General features: G+C 71.5%; 16 protein-coding genes. 6 read left to right on the forward strand and 10 right to left on the reverse strand.

The window, feature by feature from the left end; genetic code table 11:
• Nucleotides 1–28: 28 nt before the first annotated feature.
• Genes ADL03_RS22205 through ADL03_RS22225 form a run of 5 tightly spaced genes read right to left on the reverse strand, consistent with a single transcriptional unit; the run spans nucleotide 29 to nucleotide 7,232 of the window.
• Complete coding sequence (locus ADL03_RS22205; protein WP_082373365.1) at nucleotides 29–1,048, reverse strand: endo-1,4-beta-xylanase; 1,020 nt, start codon at nucleotides 1,046–1,048, stop codon at nucleotides 29–31.
• A gap of 19 nt (nucleotides 1,049–1,067) precedes the next feature.
• The gene (locus ADL03_RS22210) at nucleotides 1,068–4,130 is read right to left on the reverse strand and encodes a glycosyl hydrolase 115 family protein (RefSeq protein WP_053735440.1); all 3,063 of its coding nucleotides are present in this window, start codon (nucleotides 4,128–4,130) and stop codon (nucleotides 1,068–1,070) included.
• A gap of 21 nt (nucleotides 4,131–4,151) precedes the next feature.
• Nucleotides 4,152–4,967 carry a carbohydrate ABC transporter permease gene (locus ADL03_RS22215; protein ID WP_053735441.1) on the reverse strand — a complete coding sequence of 272 codons (816 nt, stop codon included), beginning with the start codon at nucleotides 4,965–4,967 and terminating at the stop codon, nucleotides 4,152–4,154.
• Nucleotide 4,968: 1 nt separating this feature from the next.
• Nucleotides 4,969–5,943, reverse strand: a complete 975-nt coding sequence (locus tag ADL03_RS22220; protein WP_053735442.1) for a carbohydrate ABC transporter permease — start codon at nucleotides 5,941–5,943, stop codon at nucleotides 4,969–4,971.
• The gene (locus ADL03_RS22225) at nucleotides 5,943–7,232 is read right to left on the reverse strand and encodes an ABC transporter substrate-binding protein (protein ID WP_053735443.1); all 1,290 of its coding nucleotides are present in this window, start codon (nucleotides 7,230–7,232) and stop codon (nucleotides 5,943–5,945) included. The genes ADL03_RS22220 and ADL03_RS22225 overlap by 1 nt, the downstream gene beginning before the upstream one ends.
• Before the next feature lie 136 nt (nucleotides 7,233–7,368).
• On the opposite strand from ADL03_RS22225, the gene ADL03_RS22230 reads away from it, so the two are divergent.
• From ADL03_RS22230 to rox, 4 genes are all read left to right on the forward strand, one after another.
• On the forward strand, nucleotides 7,369–8,382 hold the full coding sequence (locus tag ADL03_RS22230) for a LacI family DNA-binding transcriptional regulator (RefSeq protein ID WP_053735444.1): 1,014 nt from the start codon (nucleotides 7,369–7,371) through the stop codon (nucleotides 8,380–8,382).
• Nucleotides 8,383–8,396: 14 nt separating this feature from the next.
• Entirely contained in the window at nucleotides 8,397–10,709 is a 2,313-nt protein-coding gene (locus ADL03_RS22235; RefSeq protein WP_053735445.1) for a beta-glucosidase, read from the forward strand.
• Between the two features lie 241 nt (nucleotides 10,710–10,950).
• Complete coding sequence (locus ADL03_RS22240) at nucleotides 10,951–11,160, forward strand: RICIN domain-containing protein (protein WP_053735446.1); 210 nt, start codon at nucleotides 10,951–10,953, stop codon at nucleotides 11,158–11,160.
• Nucleotides 11,161–11,501: 341 nt separating this feature from the next.
• On the forward strand, nucleotides 11,502–12,914 hold the full coding sequence (gene rox / locus ADL03_RS22245; RefSeq protein WP_053735447.1) for a rifampin monooxygenase: 1,413 nt from the start codon (nucleotides 11,502–11,504) through the stop codon (nucleotides 12,912–12,914).
• A gap of 22 nt (nucleotides 12,915–12,936) precedes the next feature.
• Here the strand turns inward: rox and ADL03_RS22250 are convergent, their stop codons facing one another.
• Nucleotides 12,937–13,668, reverse strand: coding sequence for a hypothetical protein (locus ADL03_RS22250; protein WP_053735448.1), 732 nt, complete (start codon nucleotides 13,666–13,668; stop codon nucleotides 12,937–12,939).
• A gap of 252 nt (nucleotides 13,669–13,920) precedes the next feature.
• On the opposite strand from ADL03_RS22250, the gene ADL03_RS22255 reads away from it, so the two are divergent.
• Nucleotides 13,921–14,376, forward strand: a complete 456-nt coding sequence (locus ADL03_RS22255) for a peptidase inhibitor family I36 protein (RefSeq protein WP_197288549.1) — start codon at nucleotides 13,921–13,923, stop codon at nucleotides 14,374–14,376.
• A 136-nt stretch (nucleotides 14,377–14,512) separates the two neighbouring features.
• Entirely contained in the window at nucleotides 14,513–15,505 is a 993-nt protein-coding gene (locus tag ADL03_RS22260; protein ID WP_053735449.1) for a helix-turn-helix transcriptional regulator, read from the forward strand.
• A gap of 17 nt (nucleotides 15,506–15,522) precedes the next feature.
• Here the strand turns inward: ADL03_RS22260 and ADL03_RS22265 are convergent, their stop codons facing one another.
• Genes ADL03_RS22265 through ADL03_RS22280 form a run of 4 tightly spaced genes read right to left on the reverse strand, consistent with a single transcriptional unit; the run spans nucleotide 15,523 to nucleotide 18,519 of the window.
• The gene (locus ADL03_RS22265; protein WP_053735450.1) at nucleotides 15,523–16,569 is read right to left on the reverse strand and encodes an ABC transporter ATP-binding protein; all 1,047 of its coding nucleotides are present in this window, start codon (nucleotides 16,567–16,569) and stop codon (nucleotides 15,523–15,525) included.
• Complete coding sequence (modB, locus tag ADL03_RS22270) at nucleotides 16,566–17,369, reverse strand: molybdate ABC transporter permease subunit (protein ID WP_053735451.1); 804 nt, start codon at nucleotides 17,367–17,369, stop codon at nucleotides 16,566–16,568. The genes ADL03_RS22265 and modB overlap by 4 nt, the downstream gene beginning before the upstream one ends.
• A complete protein-coding gene (gene modA, locus ADL03_RS22275) occupies nucleotides 17,366–18,118 on the reverse strand; it encodes a molybdate ABC transporter substrate-binding protein (RefSeq protein WP_053735571.1) in 753 nt (250 codons plus the stop codon). The genes modB and modA overlap by 4 nt, the downstream gene beginning before the upstream one ends.
• Nucleotides 18,119–18,120: 2 nt before the next feature.
• Nucleotides 18,121–18,519: a molybdopterin-binding protein gene (locus ADL03_RS22280; protein WP_053735452.1), complete on the reverse strand. Its 399-nt coding sequence runs from the start codon at nucleotides 18,517–18,519 to the stop codon at nucleotides 18,121–18,123.
• Nucleotides 18,520–18,873 lie beyond the last annotated feature (354 nt).

Consider the following 18,873-nt stretch of genomic DNA (forward strand, 5'->3'; position numbering starts at 1 on the left):
CCGCGGACTGCGCCGGGTGACGTCCCGGCTAGGGGTTGATCCGGGTGTAGGCGGGCTTCGGCCTCAGGTTCGAGTCGAAGAGGCAGGCGGCGCCCTCACCGGGGAACGTCCCCGGCACCCACGAGTGGCGGTCCGTGTACCCCCACGTCGTGAACTCCACGCACCGCGAGACGGCGTGGCACGCGTCCCAGATCTGCTTGTAGTAGTTGGCCTGCTGGTTCAACTTGGTCGAGTCGACCGGCAGCGGGACGCGGACGTCCGCCTCGGTGATCGCGACGTCGACGCCGAGCGCGGCGAACCGTTCGATGTTCTGCCGGAAGGTCGACGGGAAGCCGTACCGCGTGGCGAGGTGCGTCTGGATGCCGACGCCGTCGATCGGCACACCCTGCTGCTTCAACGTGCGCACCAGGTTGTAGACCGCGTCGCTCTTGGCGTTGATGCCCTCGGTGTTGTAGTCGTTGATGTAGAGCTTGGCCGCCGGGTCGGCGGCACGGGCCCAGCGGAACGCGTCGGCGACGAACCCGTCACCCATGCGCGTCTGGAAGATCGACTGCCTGCGTGAGCCGTTCTCCTCGAAGATCTCGTTGACGACGTCCCACGCGCGGATCTTGCCGCGGTAGCGGCCCATCTCGGTGTTGATGTGCTGCTGGGTCACGCTGCGCAGCTCGGCGCCACCGAGGTTGTTGAGCCAGTTCGGGTACTGGCTGTGCCACACCAGGGTGTGCCCGCGCACGGACTTCCCGTTCTGCTGCGCGTAGTTCACGATCGCGTCGGCGCCGGACCAGTTGAACTGGCCGCGGTTGGGTTCGACCACGGCCCACTTCATCTCGTTCTCGGGCGTCACGCTGTCGAACTCGCGGGTCAGCACCGAGCGGTAGTCGGCCTGGCTGCCCAGCGGCCCCGCCGCCACCGCGCTGCCGACCCACCTGGTCGTGATGTCCTTCAACGGCCCAGCGGCCGACGCCGGAACCACCTGGCCCGCCACGATCGCGGCCGCCGCCGCCGTGATCGCGAGAACCCGGGTGGTCCTGGTCGAGTGCAACTTCATCGTCGCTCCCTTGGATTGGCTACATGCGCTTGCTCTCCGGCGGTCCGAGGTAGCTCGTGCGCAGCCCGCCGGTGTCCACGACCAGCTTCTGCACCACGAGCGTCGGGCCGACCATCCAGAACCTGAGCGTGTGCGGGCCCGCTGTGCCGATCAGGTGCCGGGTGGCGGTGCGGTTGACGTTGTCGGAGGTCATGCGCTCCCACGGCCGGTTCATCAGCGTGTGGTCGGCACCGGTGGACTTGATGACGTCCACGACCTGCGGGGCCTCGTCGTCGAACGACACGGCGTAGCGCAGTCCGGGGACGGGCAGCACCCCGGCGCGGGGCGAGAGGTGGGCCCAGACCGTCACCTCGCCGGGGGTGAGCAGGGTCAGCCGGTACTCCAGCCGCGGCCCGCGGCCGGGTTCCTGGCTCGCGGCGGTGACCGGGAACGGCTTCATGCCCGCACCCGTGCGGCCGATGCCGGGGATGCGCCGCCACCGCACGCCGCCGGCGGCGACGTTCGCGCTGTGGTGCTCGGCCTCGATCGACACGTACCCACCGGCCTCGACGAACCCCTGCCGCCACGAGCGCGGCAGGTCGGGGTTGCTCACCGGGGCCTGGACGGTGACCGTGCGGCCGGCGCCGGACACCACGACCGGCACGCGGGTCGTGCCCTTCGGCGCACGCGACCAGTCGACCTCGACGGTTGCCCGCAGCTGCTGGTCGACGCGGCCCGACGCCGGTCGCACCTGCAGCCACGGCGCACCGGCGCGGATCGTGCAGGAGAACGGTTCGCTGCCGCGGTTGAAGACGTCGATGAACGGCACCGGCGCGGTCTGGAACGGGCTCAGCTCCGGTAGCACAGGGGTGTCCGAAGAGGACGGCCACCACTGCTCGGACCCGTCGATCGCCACGCCCATCTCGGCCGGCCCGGCCGGGGTGATCCGCCGCACCGGCGGGAAGACCTCGTCCGGGAGCGCGACGTTGTCCTTCTCCGGCTGCTGCCACGGCGCGTTCGGGCCGTAGCGCTCCACGTCGCCGTAGCCGATGTGCGGCTGGGTCTGGAAACCCTGCCACTTGCCGCCGGCGACGGCGGTGTTGAACCGGGCCGCGAGCGCCTGGTCGTCGGCGAACCGCGCGTCGGTCGTCGTGGCGAGGTCGTTGGCCGAGGCCCGGCCCTGCGCGGCGTGGAAGAGGTTCGTGAACTCGGCGCGCCGCAGCTCGTACAGGTTGGCGGTGGCCTTGACCTGGTACAGCACCAGTTCGAAGTACGCGTCCCGGTACGCGGCGGGCAGCCGGGCGCCGAGCCGCTCGGCGCGGTCGGCCAGCCGCTGCCACTCCTCGGTGACCCGGTCGATCTCGCGGTAGTTGACCAGGCTGAACGGTGTGGCCCTGTCGTCGTTGACGATCGTGGTGCCCTCGACGCTGATGCGGCGGTTGAGCAGCTCGGGCTTGCGCCGCGCCTGCAGCCGTCCGTAGGTGTCGAGCACCTCGGCGATGGCCGCTGCGTCCCGGCGGCCGAAGTTCTGCTCCGCGTACCCGCGTTCCCAGGTGGACAGCCGTTCCAACGGCAGTGCGGCCGGGTTCCAGGCGAAGTCGAGGAAGAACTGCGTGGGCAGCTCGTTGCCCTTGAAGTCGCCGACGTTGGCCACCCACAGCCGGGACACGCCGTACTCGGCCGCCTGGTGCAGCTGCTCCCACAGGTTGGCGAGCGCGCACGTGTCGACCCACTTGTAGTTGCGGCCCACCCCGACGTAGTCGAAGTGGTAGTACAGGCCGTACCCGCCGGCGCGCGGGGGCAGCGAGCGGTCCGGCAGCCTGCACAGGTTGCCCCAGTTGTCGTCGGGGAAGACGACCGTGACGTGGTCGGGCGGCCGCAGCCCCTTGTCCCAGTACCGCAGGACCTCCTTGTAGAGCGTCCAGACCTGCGGGATCGTCGCCGGGTCCCGGCCGGTGACCTGGGCGAGCACGTCCTGTTCCGCGGCGATGATCGACCGCATCAGCTCGATGCTGTCGCCGTCGGGCAGCTGGGTGTCGCCGTTGCCGCGCATGCCCACGGTGACGACGCCCTCGATGTCCTCGTCGACCATGCGCCGGATGCCGTCGGTCCAGTACGCCCTGATCGCGTCGGCGTTGCGGCGGAAGCTCCACTCCCCCGTGCCGCCGTACGGGTCGTGGCCGGGCTTGGTGATGTTGCCGTCGGCGTCGCGCACCGCGGGCACGGCGTGGCGGTTCCACTCCTCGATGCCGCGCAACATCGGCGCCTCGTGCGAGGTGCCCATGACGATGCCGTAGCGCGAGGCGGTGGCGTGGTTGAGCGGGTCGTCCTCGGCGAACGCCCGGCCCCAGACCGCGGGCCAGACGTAGTTGCCCTTGAGCCGCAGGAGGGTCTCGAAGACCTTCTCCCAGAACAGGTGGTTGAACCCGCCGGGGTGGCCGGGTGCGTGGCCGGGACCGAAGTACCGCGGCGCCCACGTGCCCAGCGCCGGGTTCTCGTCGTTGATGAAGATGCCGCGGTACTTCACGAACGGTGTGCCGAGGCTGTGCCGTTCCGACCACACGTGCAGCTCGTCGCGGTGCTCGGCGGGCACGTCGTCCCACCAGTACCAGGGCGAGACACCGATCGCGCGGGAGAGGTCGTAGGTGCCGTAGATCGTCCCGCGCGGGTCGCTGCCGGTGATGACCAGCACGCGTCTCCCGCCGGTCCGCACCTCCTCGGTGAGCGAGGTCTCCCACCTGCCCCTGATGCCGGAGACGTCGAGCTTCCCCGCCGACACCAGCGAGTCCACGAGCGGGCTGCCGACCGTGCCGATCAGCACCACGTCACCGTGGTCCGGCAACGCGTTCAGCAGGACGGGCTGGATGCCGGTGACACGGTGGACATCGGCCTGCAGGTCACCGGCGACCCGCACGACACCGGGGTGGTCGGCGGCGCTCACCACGAGCGCCGCCGCCTTCCCCCTGGACACGAGCGGGAACCGGCCGGCCCCGCCCTGCGCCGAGACGAGCTCCGCGGCAGTGGCGGTTCCGGTCGCGCCCGCGGTCGCCGTGGCCGCCGCGAGCAGTTGTAGGAAATGACGTCGGGCGAGGGACGAGTTCATCGTCGAGCTCCTCCGCGGGTGTCAGCCCTTCACCGAGCCGGTGAGTCCACCGACCATCCGTCGTTCGGCGAGCACGAAGAACGTGAGCGCCGGGATCATGGACAGCGCGGTGAAGGCGAGCACCTTCGCGGTGTCCTGGGTGTGCTCCGACTGGAACATCGCGACGCCCAGCGGGAGGGTGAAGTTGCTGGAGTCGTTGAACACGAGCAACGGCAGCAGGAAGAAGTTCCAGCTGCTGACGAACGCGAGCACGGACACCGTCGACAACGCCGGCCGCGACAGCGGCAGCAGGATCCGCCAGAAGAACCCGAGCTTGGCCGCGCCGTCGAGCAGCGCGGCGTCCTCCAGCTCCACGGGGATGGCGTGCATGAACGGCCGCAGGATCACGATCGTCATCGGCAGCGAGAACGCCGCCTCCGGGAGCGCGACCCCGAGGGGGTTTTCGAGCAGCCCGAGCTGGCGCAGCCACAGGTACAGCGGCAGCGTCGCCACCCCGAGCGGGAACAGCAGCCCGAGCGTGAACAGCGTGTAGAACGCCTCCCGGCCCCGGAAGGCGTAGCGGGACAACGCGAACGCCGCCATCGCGCCGAACACGACCGCCAGCGTCGTGGCGATCACCGCGATCAGCGCGCTGTTGCCGAGCAGCCGCCAGAACACCGGTGAGGTGGCCACGTCGGCGTAGTTCGTCCACACCCACGGGCCGGGCAGGCCCGCGGGCGAGGAGTTGATCTGCGCCGTGGTGCGGAACCCGCCCAGCAGCACGAACAGCAGCGGCACGACCGTGACGCCGACGACGGCGAACGCGGCCAGGTAGCCCGCGGTGTTGCGACGTGCCAACTCAGCTCACCGCCCTGGTCAAGGCGCCCTGGGTGTCCCGGCGCAACGCGAACCGCTGGTAGAACAACGCGAACGTGAAGCAGATGATGAACAGGATCACCGCGACCGCACTGCCGAACCCGAACTCGTAGCGCTTGAACCCGTGGTCGATCAGGTAGGTCGCCATGGTCGTGGACGCGTTGGCCGGACCGCCGAGCGTCATGATCCAGACCAGGTCGAACAGCTGCAGCGACCCGATCACCGACAGGAAGATCCACACGCGGATCGTGGGCCCCAGCAACGGGAGCACCACGTGCCGGGTGGTCTGCCAGGCGGTCGCGCCGTCGAGCGCGGCGGCCTCCCGCAGCTCGGCGGGAACGCCCTGGAGCCCCGCCAGCAGCAGGATCACGCCGAACCCGATGTACTTCCACGTGATCACGACGAACAGCGTGTAGAGCACGATCTTCGGGTCGGCCAGCCACTGCTGCACGAGCCCGCCGAGGCCCACGCCGCGCAGCACCTGGTCGACGAACCCGCCCGGCTGCAGCATCAGCAGCCAGATCACCGCCGTGACGGCCTCGGACAGCACGTACGGCGCGAAGACCACCATCCGCAGGAACGTCCGTCCGTGCAGCTTCCGGTTCAGCAGCAGCGCGAGACCGATGCTGAGCGGGAGCTGCACGACGATCGACAGCGTCGCGATGACCAGGTTGTGCCCGATGGCGCTCTGGAACACGTCACCGGAGAACGCCTCGACGTAGTTCTTCAGGCCGACGAAGTCGGTCAGCGGGCCGAAACCGTTCCAGGAGTAGAGGCTGTAGACCCCGGCCACCCCGATCGGCACGAGCACGAACCCGGCGAACAACACCAGGCCCGGTGCGAGCAGGAGGGCGAGCTCGAGACGGGTGCGCGTGCGGGACCGCCGCCGGGTGCCCCCAGCCGCTGGCGCGGGCGGACTGGGGGCGGTCAACGGCCGCGAGCTGGTCGCGGTGCTCATCATTTGTTCCCGGCAGCTGCCTTGGTCACCGACTGCACGATGGTGTCCGGACCACCCTGACCGGCGAAGAAGTTCGCGATGGCGTCGTTGAGCGCCTGGCCGACGTTGGTCGGGAAGGCGATGTCGAAGTAGAACTGCAGGTGCGGCGACTTCGACACGTACTCGGCGATCTGCTTGTGCGTCTCGGTCTTCAGCGACGCCACGGCGTTCGGGTGGACCGGCAGGCCGGACCCGGTCGCGGCGAGCTTCTTCTGCACGTCCTCGCTGACGATGTGGCCCAGGAAGTCCGCGCACGCCTTGGCCGCCCGCGTGGTGCACGAGAAGCCGTCACCACCGCCGAGGACCGCCTTCGGGTCGCCCTCGCCACCCGGCACCGACGGGAACGGGAACCAGCCGATCTTCGAGTCCAGGTCCTTGTCCTCGGACAACGCCTGCATCACGTCGGGGTTCCAGTCGCCCTGCAGCTCCATGGCTGCCTTGCCGTTGGCGAGCAGGCCGGCCGAGCTGCCGGCGCCCTGCTGGGCCGGCGTGCCGACGAACCCGTCCTGGAACGGCTTGGTGTCGATGAACGCCTTGAGGTTCTCGCCCGCCTTGGTGAAGCACGGGTCGGACAGCTCGGTCTTCTCCACCGCGGTCTTCAGCGCCTGGACGGAGCACTGCCGGATCGCGAAGTAGTTGTAGTAGAAGGCGTCCGGCCAGCGGTCCTTGCCACCGACCGCGATCGGCACCAGGTTGGCGGCCTTCAGCTTGGCCACCGCGGCGTTCAGCTCGTCCAGTGTGGACGGTGGACTGGTGACGCCGGCGCTGGTGAAGAGGTCCTTGCGGTACCAGAACCCGACCGCGTGCATCTGGTAGGGCACACCGTACTGCTTGCCCTTGACCTGCCAGCCCTGCGCGGCCTGGCCCAGCGGGCCGATCCAGCCGGACGACGCCTGCGTGATGTCGGCGATCTTGCCGGAGCTGAGCTGCGAGGCGAGCCCGCCACCACCCCACTGCTGGAACAGGTCCGGCGGGGTGCTGCCCTGCAGGGCCAACGGCACCTTGGTCTGGAACTGCTCGTTCTGGATCGGCTCGATCGTGAACGACACGTCCTGGTGGGTCTTGTGGAAGTCGTCGGCGATCCCCTGCCAGATCGACTTCATCGGTTCGGTGGTCCGGTTGTGCCACCAGGTGAGCGTGACCGGACCGCCAGCGGAGGCATCGCCGCCGCCGCTGGTGCCGCTGCACGCGGCAAGCACGAGCGTCGCGGCTGCGGCGAGAGCGACGGACAACTTGTGCACAGAACGCATTGAGGTCCACTCCTGACGACATCGGCCGAGTAGGACGGGGCGTGGTGAACGCCCTGCGGTGGTTGGAGAGAATTCCGTCTCGATCCCGCTGTGTCAATCGTTGTCGATAACGTTTTACACGGCTAGTCTCACCCCCGTGCCCCCACGCTCACGTGTCACCATCCGTGATGTCGCCGCTCAGGCCGGCGTCTCGGTAGCCACCGTGTCCAAGGTCCTCAACCAGCGCTACGGCGTCTCCGCCGACACGTTCGCGCGGGTGACGGCGGTGATCAAGGAGCTCGGCTACGAGGCGAGCCTGGTCGCGCAGAGCCTGCGCAACCACCGCACGAACGTCATCGGGATCCTGGTCGCCGACATAGAGCCGTTCAGCACCGAGCTGCTCAAAGGTGCCGCGGACGCCATCCGCGGCACCGGTTTCGAGCTCGTCGTCTACTCGGCCGGCGGGCGCACCGGTGACCCGGAGGGCTGGGAACGCCGTTACCTCAGCCGGTTGAGCGGCACCCTGGTCGACGGCGCCGTGCTCGTCACGCCCGCCGTGGACCTGGAGGGGCTGCCGGGCACACCGGTCGTGGCGGTCGACCCGCACACCGGCCGGGCGGCGCTGCCGACCATCGACTCCGACAACCTGACCGGCGGGCGGCTCGCCACCGAGCACCTGCTGGCGCTGGGCCACCGCCGGATCGCGCTGCTCACCGGCCGCGCGGACCTGAAGTCGGCCCAGCAGCGCGAAACCGGCTACCGCCGGGCACTCGCGGCGGCCGGTGTCGCGGTGGACGAGGACCTGGTCCGGCGCGGTGACTACGACCACGACGTGGCCGCGGCGTCCGCGCGGGACCTGCTCACCGGGCCCGACCGCCCGACCGCGATCTTCGCCGCCAACGACATCACCGGCATCGCGGCCATCGAAACCGCTGTCGCACTGGGGTTGCGCGTGCCGGAGGACCTGTCGGTGGTCGGTTTCGACAACATCCCCGAGTCCGCGCTGTGCACTCCGGCGCTGACGACGGTGCAGCAGCCGATCCGCGAGATGGGCCACCGCGCGATCGGTCTGCTGGTACGACTCATCAACGGCGAGACCCCGGACGACACGCACGTCACGCTCGGCACGGAGCTGATCGCGCGGCACTCGACCCGAGCGTTGTCCTCCTGACCCCTGGAGATCATGTGACGACCGAAGCCACCACCTCGGCAGAACTCTGGCGCGACCCGCACGCCGCCGTCGCCGACCGCGTGCGCGACCTCGTGGCCAGGATGACCCTGCCGGAGAAGATCGCGCAGCTGCAGGGCATCTGGGTGGGCATCGACTCCGCCGGCGAGATGGCGCCGCACCAGCACGACCTCATCGTGCGGCCGCCGGACTTCGACGAGCTGACCCGGCACGGAATCGGGCAGCTGACCCGCGTCTTCGGCACCCGGCCGATCGCACCGGAGGTGGGCGCGCACAGCCTTGCCCGCAGCCAGCGGCAGATCATCGCGAGCACCCGGTTCGGGATCCCGGCGATGGTGCACGAGGAGTGCCTCACCGGCCTCGCCGCGTGGCAGGCCACCGCCTTCCCGTCACCGCTGTGCTGGGGTGCCTCGTTCGAGCCGGACCTGGTGCGGCGCATGACGTTCAGCATCGGCCGCTCGATGCGCCGCCTCGGCGTGCACCAGGGTCTCGCGCCCGTGCTCGACGTCGCGCGCGACCTGCGGTGGGGCCGCGTGGAGGAGACCATCGGCGAGGACCCGCACCTGGTCGGCACGATCGGCGCCGCCTACGTGGCCGGTCTGGAGTCCGCAGGGGTCGTGGCCACGCTCAAGCACTTCGCCGGCTACTCGGCGTCGAGGGCGGGCCGCAACCTCGCGCCGGTGTCGGTCGGCCCGCGTGAGCTCGCGGACGTGTTCCTGCCGCCGTTCGAGATGGCGCTGCACGCGGGCGCGCGGTCGGTGATGAACTCCTACACCGACGTCGACGGCGTTCCGGTCGCGGCCGACCCGGCGATGCTCACCGGACTGCTGCGCGAGCGCTTCGGCTTCACCGGGACCGTGGTCGCCGACTACTTCGCGATCCCGTTCCTGTACCGGCTGCACGCGGTCGCCACCGACCGGGAGGACGCGGCGGCCCAGGCGCTGGTGGCCGGCATCGACGTCGAACTGCCCACTGTGGACTGCTACGGCGACCCCCTGCTGACCGCGGTGCAGGAGGGCCGGGTCGACGAGGCGCTGGTGGACCGGGCGCTGAGCCGTGTGCTGGCGCAGAAGTGCGAGCTGGGGCTGCTCGACCCCGGCTACTCCCCCGAGCCCGACGCCGGTCCCGACGGACTCGACCTCGACGACGCCGAGTCCCGCGCGCTCGCCCGTGAGCTGGCCGAGCGCTCGGTCGTGCTGCTGCGCAACGAGGGCGTGCTGCCGCTGACCGAGCGGCGCCGCGTCGCCCTGGTCGGCCCGCGCGCGAACGACCCCGGCGCGATGCTGGGCTGCTACTCGTTCCCGCTGCACGTCGGCGTGCACCACCCCGAGGTGCCGATGGGCATCAACGTGCCGACGGTCCTGGACGCGCTGGGCCAGGAGCACGACGTGCGGTTCGAGGCCGGCTGCACGGTCCTCGGCGGCACCGACGACGAGCTGGCGGCGGCGGTCGAAGCGGCTCGCGGGGCCGAGGTGTGCATCGCCGTCCTGGGCGACGAGGCCGGCCTGTTCGGCGCCGGCACGTCCGGCGAGGGTTGCGACGCGAGCGACCTGAAGCTGCCCGGCAGGCAGGAGGAGCTGCTCGAAGCGCTGATCGCGACGGGCACCCCGGTCGTGCTGGTGCTGCTGTCGGGCCGCCCGTACGAGCTGTCCCGGCAGATCGACCGCCTCGCGGCCGTGGTGTGCGGTTTCTACCCCGGCGAGGAGGGTGCCGCGGCACTCGCGGGCGTCCTCAGCGGCCGGGTGAACCCGTCCGGCCGCCTGCCGGTGAGCTTCCCCGGCAGCGGTGCCACGCAGCCGTCGACCTACCTGAGCGCGCCGCTCGGTGCGCGCAGCGACGTCAGCACGGTCGACCCGACCCCGCTGTTCCCGTTCGGGCACGGCCTGTCGTACGCGCCGGTCACCTGGGTGTCCGTCGAGACCGACGCGGCCGAGTGGCCCACCGACGGCACGTGCCGCGTGGTCACGACGCTGCGCAACGACACCTCGCGCGCGTCCACCGAGGTCGTCCAGATCTACCTGCACGACCCGGTCGCCGAGGTCGCGCGGCCGGTGCAGCAGCTGATCGGCGCGCTGAAGGTCGACCTCGAACCCGGCGAGACCCGCACCGTCACGGCGGCCCTGCACGCCGACCTCACCTCGTACACCGGCAGGGCCGGACGCCGCCAGGTCGACCCGGGCGCCGTCGAGCTCCGCGTCGGCCGGTCGAGCGCGGACGTGCACACCGCACTGGGGCTGACCCTCACCGGTCAGCGCCGCCACGTCGAGTTCGACCGGGTGTTCGCGCCCACGTTCGAGGTCGGCGCGTAGGCCGTCTTCTCCCGTGGCACGTCCGGTGCCGCCGGCGAGCCCCTTCCGGTCCCACACCCGGAGGGGGCTCGCCGTCGTTCGCGCACCGCGGTCGCCGGGTGACGCCCGGATGAACACCGTCCGAACTCGATCATCGACTCCTCGCGCGGCCCCACCGCGCACGTGACCTGGCGACGGGCTGATCAAACCGATTTGAGGTGCGATGTTTCCTTTCGCCAGAACGGTTTTCGCCGGTCTTGCCGTGGTGGGAACCACTGCGGCGGTGACGCTGGCGGTGACCCCGTCGGCCAGCGCGGCAACGTACTACAACCTGGTGAACGGCAAGAGCGGCAAGTGCATGTCCGTCGAGGGCGGCGGCAGCACCGCCAACGGCGCCAAGGTCGTCCAGTGGTCGCCCAATGGCGGCGCCGAGCAGGGCTGGGACTTCCACGCCCGGTTCATCGAGACCTGACGCCTCCGCCGCCCAGCAGTGCGCCGACCTGCAGCGACGCGAGGACGGGGTCGTGCGGAACTCGAGCTTCTCGGGTTCGTACTCCGACGTCGCGAAGATCGCCTTCCGCCTGTGCGACAGCGTGAGCGGGAGCTGCGCCAGCTGGTGGTGACCGATGGGGCCGGGGAAGCGCTTCGGTGCTTCCCCGGCGCGCCGAGCCGTCCGCTGCGCAGGTCCACACACGACAAAGGGAGGAAGACCTCTTCCTCCCACTTCAACATATAGCGCACAGGGGGCCTTGCCACAAGACCCCGTTCGTACCCCACACTTCACCGCGCAACACTGGTGAATGGGGAATCCACATGTATGACGTGATCATCGTCGGCGGCGGTCCGACCGGCTTCATGCTGGCCGGGGAGCTGCGCCTGCACGGTGTGCACGTGGTGGTGCTGGAACGCGAGCCGGAGCCGAGCCCGGTGGTGCGGTCGCTCGGCCTGCACGTGCGCAGCATCGAGCTGATGGACCAGCGCGGCCTGCTCGAGAAGTTCCTCGAACTGGGCAAGAAGCACGAGATAGGCGGGTTCTTCGCCGGGATCCTCAAGCCGTGGCCCGCGGACATGGACACCGCGCACGGCTACATCCTCGGCATCCCGCAGCCGCTGACGGACCGCCTGCTCACCGAGCACGCGGTGGAGCTGGGCACCGAGGTCCGGCGCGGCAGCGAGGTCGTCGGCGTGACCCAGGACGACGAGGGGGTGACCGCACGGCTGGCCGACGGCACCGAGGTGCGCGGCCGGTACCTGGTCGGCTGCGACGGCGGCCGCAGCACGGTCCGCAAGCTGCTGGGCGTCGGCTTCCCCGGCGAGCCGGCCACTCTGGAGACGCTGCTGGGCGAGATGCAGGTGACCACGCCGCTGGACGAGCTCACGGCCCAGGTCATGAAGATCCGCGAGACCAACCCGTGGTTCGGCGTGGGCCCGATGAACGGCGCGTACCGCGTCGTCGTCACCGCGGACGAGATCACCAACGACCGCACCCCGCCGACCCTCGACGAGTTCAAGCGCCGCCTGGTCGCGGTGGCGGGCACGGACTTCGGCGTGCACTCGCCGACCTGGACGTCCCGCTTCACCGACGCCACGCGCCTGGCCGACCGGTACCGCGTGGGCCGGGCGTTCCTGGCCGGTGACGCCGCCCACGTCCACCCGCCCGCCGGGGGCCAGGGCCTCAACCTCGGCGTGCAGGACGCGGTCAACCTGGGCTGGAAGCTCGCCGCGGCGGTCAACGGGTGGGCACCCGACGGCCTGCTCGACAGCTACCACGCCGAACGGCACCCGGTGGCCGCGGCCGTGCTGGACAACACGCGCGCCCAGGTGCAGCTCATGACGCCGGAGCCGGGTCCGCGGGCGGTGCGCAGGCTGCTGTCGGAGCTGATGGACTTCGAGGAGGTGACCCGGTACCTCATCGAGAAGATCACGGCGGTCAGCGTCCGCTACGACCTCGGCGACGGGCACCCGTTGCTGGGCCGCCGGTTGAAGGACGTGCGGCTCAAGCACGGCCGGCTGTTCGAGCTGCTGCGCACCGGCCGCGGGCTGCTGCTCGACCAGACCGGTCAGCTCTCGGTCCAGGGCTGGGCGGACCGGGTCGACCACGTCGTGGACGTGAGCGAGGAGCTGGACGTGCCCGCCGTGCTGCTGCGGCCGGACGGGCACGTCGCGTGGGCCGGTGACTCCCAGGAGGACCTGGTGGCGCACCTGCCGCGGTGGTTCGGCGCCTGATCCACACGCGGTGCCGCCTCGGTCAGAGGACCAGCAGGTCCCGGCCGAGGCGGTACCGCACCGCCCACTGGCCGTCTTCCCCGGTGTCCCAGGGAAAACCGCCGTTCGCGAAGACCCAGTTCAGATAGGACACGAACGGCATCGTGGTCTCCCACGAGAAAAGCCCGTCCGCGCGGTCGTCGGGCAGGACGATCCCGTACGGGCCGCCGCCGCTGGTGTTGCTCTTGTGCAGCATGTCCGGCGCCGTCGGCAGCACGAACAGCCCGGCCGCACCTGGTTCCGCCTCCCGGTGGTCCGCCCACTCCCGTTCGAGGTGGGCGCTCGCGGACCTGGCCCTCTCGACCTCGAACACGAGCGGGTCGGCCGCCGACGACGCCTCCCACTCAGGATGCGTGCCCACGAGCCAGACGTCACCCACGATCCGCACCCAGGACGACAACGTCATCGGGACCGGGCCGAACGTCTCCTCCAGCCACGCCACGCACGCACCGGCGGCCGGCGTGGGCGGAACGTGCGGCCGCACCGGCGTCTGCTCGTCGTCGTTGCGGTGGAACCGGTAGCCGTCGGCGGTCAGCCGTTCGACGATCAGCTCGACGTTGTGCCGGGCGCGGCGGGCCATCACGTCGCACACCAGCTGTGCCTCGTCGGCCCAGCCGGACTCGCGCACCCGGTCGCCGAGCCGCAGCAGCTCCAGCCAGACCTGGTCGCGCTGCCCGCTCTCGTAGCGGCTGAGCCAGTTCGGCGCGGTCCCCATGGCCGCGGATCCTCTCCGATCGGCGAGCCCACCGGTCACCGGGGTGCGCCTCCCTCCGTGCACGCCGCCACCACAGCCGCCGATCGGCCGTATCCCGCCTGGGCGCAACCGCCCAACGTCCCGGCCGGTTTTGCGCCTCACCGCAATAGCTTTTCCCGCCTTCCGCGGCGTCCGTACAGTCCCGGCGTCACCGCGGCCGGGCAGCACCGAACCCGGTGGTGCCCGGTCGATCGGCAGTGAAGGAGGGGATCGTTGAAGCTCGTTCAGCGAGTGTTGGTCACGCTGCTCCCGGCAGCCGTGCTCATCGTCGTGGGGCTCGCCGCACCCGCGCAGGCCGCTGCCCCGGCCGCGCCGGTGTCGCAGGGCGTGGCCGCCTACGACGACCAGACCGGTCAGGCGCTGGCCGCCTGGGACTGCAGCACCGGGAACGTCTGCTTCTGGACCGGTTTCGGGGGAACCGGCAGCCGTTGCATGTGGGACGTGGCCGACGACGACTGGACCGCGGGCACCTACAGGTGCTCGTGGGCCACCACGAAGAACGTCAAGTCCGTCTACAACGCCGGCACGTCGTCGGCCACCGGCGTCGCCTACTACCGCAACACCGGGTACAACAACCGCATCGGCTGCACCAAACAGGGGAAGAAGGGCGACCTGGCCGGCACGTACCAGCTGCGGTCGCACAAGTGGATCAGCACGAGCTGCGGCTGAGCTCGCGCTGACGTGGGGCCGGGCGCGGGACCAGGGATCCCGCGCCCGGCCCTGCACCGCCGCAGGGGTTGCGGCACAAGGAATTGACTCCCCCGGTACGGTTGCCAGCGGTGACCTGTTCAGGGGGAGGTTGCTTTTGCTGCGTGTCCACTTCGCGGCAGGAGATCTGGAGCGGACGCGGGTGGCGGATCACGTCGATCCGTTGTGGGAGATGGTGTTCAGCTGGTTGCGGCTGACCGAGCGGGACAGCGGCCTGCTGTTCGAGCCGTGGGTGCGCGCGGTCCGGCGCAGCCCGGCGCGGGCGGCGATCCGCTCGGGCGTGGGCATGCTGTCCGTGCTCGCACCGCTGGGCCCCTACTTCCCCGACTTCCTCACGCCGCCCGAGGGCGCGGACGGCCTGTCGAGCGCTCTCCAGGCGATCAGGGCGACCCCGCGTGCCCGCCTGCGCTCGGAGTTCACCAGGCTGGCCGCGGTCCGCCCGACTCCGCGGTGGACGCGTCCGCTGGTGGAGGGCGACTCCGCGGCGCTGACCGACCTCACCGACACGCTCGCCCGCTACCACGCCGCCGTCGTCGAGCCGTACGGCGACCTGATCGACGAGGCGGTCGAGACCGACCGCATGCACCGCTGCGGGCTCGCCCGCGACGGGGCCGAGGGCCTGCTGCGCGGCATGTGGCCGTTGATGAACTGGCGCCCGCCCGTGCTGGAGGTCCAGTACTCCTACGACCGCGACCTGCACCTCGGCGGCCGCGGCCTGCGCCTGGTGCCGTCCTACTTCTGCCGCCGCACGCCCGTCGCGCTGGCCGATCCGGGTCTGCCGCCCACGCTCGTCTACCCGGTGCACCACGACTGGACGTGGCGCCGCCAACTCTCCTCCGGCACCCGGCCGGAGGGCGCGCTGGCCGCGTTGCTGGGCACCACCCGGTCGTCGGTGCTCGCGGCGGTGGGCGCGGGTGCCACGACCACGGAACTGGCGGCACGGCTGGGCGCGTCGCCGTCCGCGGTCAGCCGGCACACCACCGTGCTGCGGGAGGCGGGGCTGCTCACGACGGTCCGGCAGGGACTGTCCGTGCTGCACCAGCGAACGGCACTCGGGTCCGCACTGCTGTGCCGCCACGACGACGACTGACACCGCGGCGGTGGTCGTCAGACCGGGTAGGTGTGCGTCTCGGTCGCCTTCACCGCCGCCCACACCTCGTCGCCCGGCCGCAGCCGCAGGTCCGCGAGGGTCGCCGTGGTGATGTCCGCCAGCACCGGCGGCGCACCGTCCAGCCGCACCCGCGTGGTGTGCGCGTGCTGCTCGACCGCCGCCACGGTCACCGGCCACGTGTTGCGCGGGCTGCCCGTGGGCCGGTCCAGGTGCAGGCTGACCGCGGTCGGCGGGAACGCCACGTGCACCGCGCCCCGAGCCGGTGCCGCGACGGTGAGGGTGCCGCCCTCGGCCAGTGCGACCGCGGTGCCGTCGGCGGTGCCGCGGTAGAGGTTGAGGCCGACGAGGTCCGCCACGTACCCGGTGCGCGGGCGGCGGGCGACCTCGGCCGGCGGTCCTTCCTGGACGACGCGGCCACCCTCCAGGATCACCAGGCGGTCGGCGAGCACCATGGCGTCGAGCGGGTCGTGGGTGACGATCAGGGTGTGGCCGGTGAAGTCGGCGAGGTGGCGGCCGAGCTCGGCGCGGACCTGCAGGCGCGTCCCGGCGTCCAGCGCGGCCAGGGGCTCGTCGAGCAGCAGCAGGCTCGGGCCGGTCGCGAGCGCGCGGGCCAGCGCGACCCGCTGGGCCTGACCACCGGACAACGTGCGCGGTTTCGCGAGGGCGTGGTCGGCGAGACCGACGCGGCCGAGCCAGTCCGCCGCCACCGCACGGGCCGTGGCCCTGCGGGTGCCGCGGGCGCGCAGTCCGAACGCGACGTTCTCCAGCGCCGACATGTGCGCGAAGAGCAGGTAGTCCTGGAACACCACGCCGATCGGGCGGTCCTCGGCTGGCAGGAACGCGCCGGGACCGTCCCAGGTCGCTCCGCCGACGGTGATCCGGCCGCCGGTGAGCGGCAGCAGCCCGGCCAGCGCGCGCAACGCGGTCGTCTTGCCCGCCCCGTTCGGGCCGAGCAGCGCCACCACCTCGCCGGGTGCGATGGTGAGGTCGAGGTCCAGCGAGAAGCTCCCGCGGGTCACGCGCAGGGCGGCGGTCAGGGTCATGACGGCCCGCTGATCCACCGGTCGCGCAGACCGGCCAGCACACCCACGGACACCAGCAGCAGCACGACGCTCAGCACGATCGCGGCGTCCGGGTCCGTCTCCAGCGCGAGGTAGACGGCCAGCGGCATGGTCGTGGTCTCACCGGGGAAGTTGCCGGCGAAGGTGATCGTGGCACCGAACTCGCCCAGCGCCCGCGCCCAGCACAGCACCGCGCCCGCGACCACTCCGGGCAGCACCGACGGCAGCGTGACCCGCCGGAACGTCAGCCAGCGCGAGGCACCGAGCGTGGCGGCGGCCTCCTCGAACCGCGGGTCGGCGGCCCGCAGCGCGCCCTCGACGGAGATCACCAGGAACGGCATCGCCACGAACGCCTCGGCGAGCACGACCCCGGCCGTGGTGAACGGCAGCGAGATCCCGAACCACCCGTCGAGGTGCTGCCCGACGAGCCCGCGCCGCCCCAGCACCAGCAGCAACGCCACACCGCCCACGACCGGCGGCAGCACCAGCGGCACGGTGACGAGTGCCCGCAGCACGCCGCGGCCGGGCAGCCCGGAGCGTGCGAGCAGCCAGGCCAGCGGGATGCCGAGGACCAGGCACAGCACCGTGGCCAGCGACGCGCAGACCACGCTGAGCCGCAACGCCTCGCCGACCTCGGCGCTCAGCAGTTCCGGCAGCTCCGCCCACGGCGTCCGCACCAGCAGCCCGGCCAGCGGCACCAGCAGGAACGCCAGCCCGGCCAGCGCGGGGAGGACGAGGACGACCGGCAGCCGGTGCCGCCTGGTCTCTGGCCGCCTGGTCACGCGCCGTCGAACCCGGCTGCGGTGAGCACCGAGCGGCCCTTCTCCGACAGCACGAACTCGACGAACGCCTTGGCAGCGGCGGCGTTGGGCGCCTTCGCCAGCGGGGCGATCGGGTAGTCGTTGACCGCCTTGTCGGCCTCGGCGAACGTGATGCCCTCGACCTTGTCCCCGGCGGCCTGGACGTCGGTCCGGTACACCAGCGCCCCGTCGACCTCGCCGAGCGAGACCTTGGTGAGCACGGCCTTGACGTCCTGTTCAAGGGTGTCCGGCCGCGGTGTCACCTTCGCGATCTCGAACACCTTCTTCGCGGCGGCACCGCACGGCACCTGCTCCGCGCATAGGGCGATCTTCTCGTCCTGCCGGGCGAAGTCGGCGAGCCCGCTGATCTTCCCGGGGTTGCCCCTGGGCACCACGATCTGCAACCGGTTGCGCGCGAACGTGCGTGGCGCGTCCGCGATCGTCCCGGTGTCGGTGACCTGCTTCATGTTGGCCGGCGCCGCACTGGCGAACACGTCCGCGGGCGCGCCGTTGCCGAGCTGCTGGGCGAGCGCCGAGCTGCCGCCGAAGTTGAACCTGACCTTCGTGCCGGGGTGGGCGGCCTCGAACTCCGCGCCCAGCTTCGTGAAGGACTCGGTGAGCGAGGCGGCGGCGAACACCGTGACGTCCCCGGTGATCCCGCCACCGGTCGGCTCACCGGCCCCGCACCCCGCGACGGCCAGCGCGACCGCTGCCACGAACACACGACGCATGGTCACGCCTCCGGGATCTCGACGACGACGTGGGTGGACTTGATCGACGCGACCGCGACGCTGCCGATCTCGAGGCCGAGCTCGTCCGCGGCCTCCCTGCTCATCAGCGACACCACCCGGAACGGCCCCGCCTGCATCTCGACCTGCGCCATCACGCCGTCCTTGAGCACCCGCGTGACGATCCCCCGCATCCGGTTGCGGGCGGACGCGGCCACCGTCGTCCCCGGCTCGCTGCCCTCCGCTATCCGCTGCGCGAACGCCGCGAGCTCCTTGCCGTCGATCGCCTTGCGCCCGTTCTCGGACACCGTGGCCACCAACCGCCCCTGGTCGACCCACCGGCGCACGGTGTCGTCGCTGACCCCCAGCAGAGCGGCGGCCTCGCTTATCCGCAGATTCGGCATTCGGGCATCATATGCTCCGCTCCTGCGGGCACAAGCCCATCCCGATTGCGGCTTCTGCGGATCGCGCAGGCACCGCACGGCCACCGCCCAGGACCAGGCGCTACGTCACCCGCCTGGAGATCGCCCGCTCGGCCACACGTGAGCCCCCAGCCATCTCGCCCGGCTGCCTGGGCTACGCGCCGCCGCACCCCGCCCTCCACCTCCTCCGCCCTCCACCTCTCCCGGCCGCCCAGACCGCGTGCCTCCCCACCCGCCACGCCGCCCCTCAACCCGGCTACCCGCACGTAGGCTGACCGCATGATCACCTCAGCGGCGCGGGACCGGGTCGTGGGCCGGATCGCCGACCACCTCGCG

It is taken from the genome of Nocardia sp. NRRL S-836, assembly GCF_001279525.1.
Lineage (GTDB): Bacteria > Actinomycetota > Actinomycetes > Mycobacteriales > Pseudonocardiaceae > Lentzea.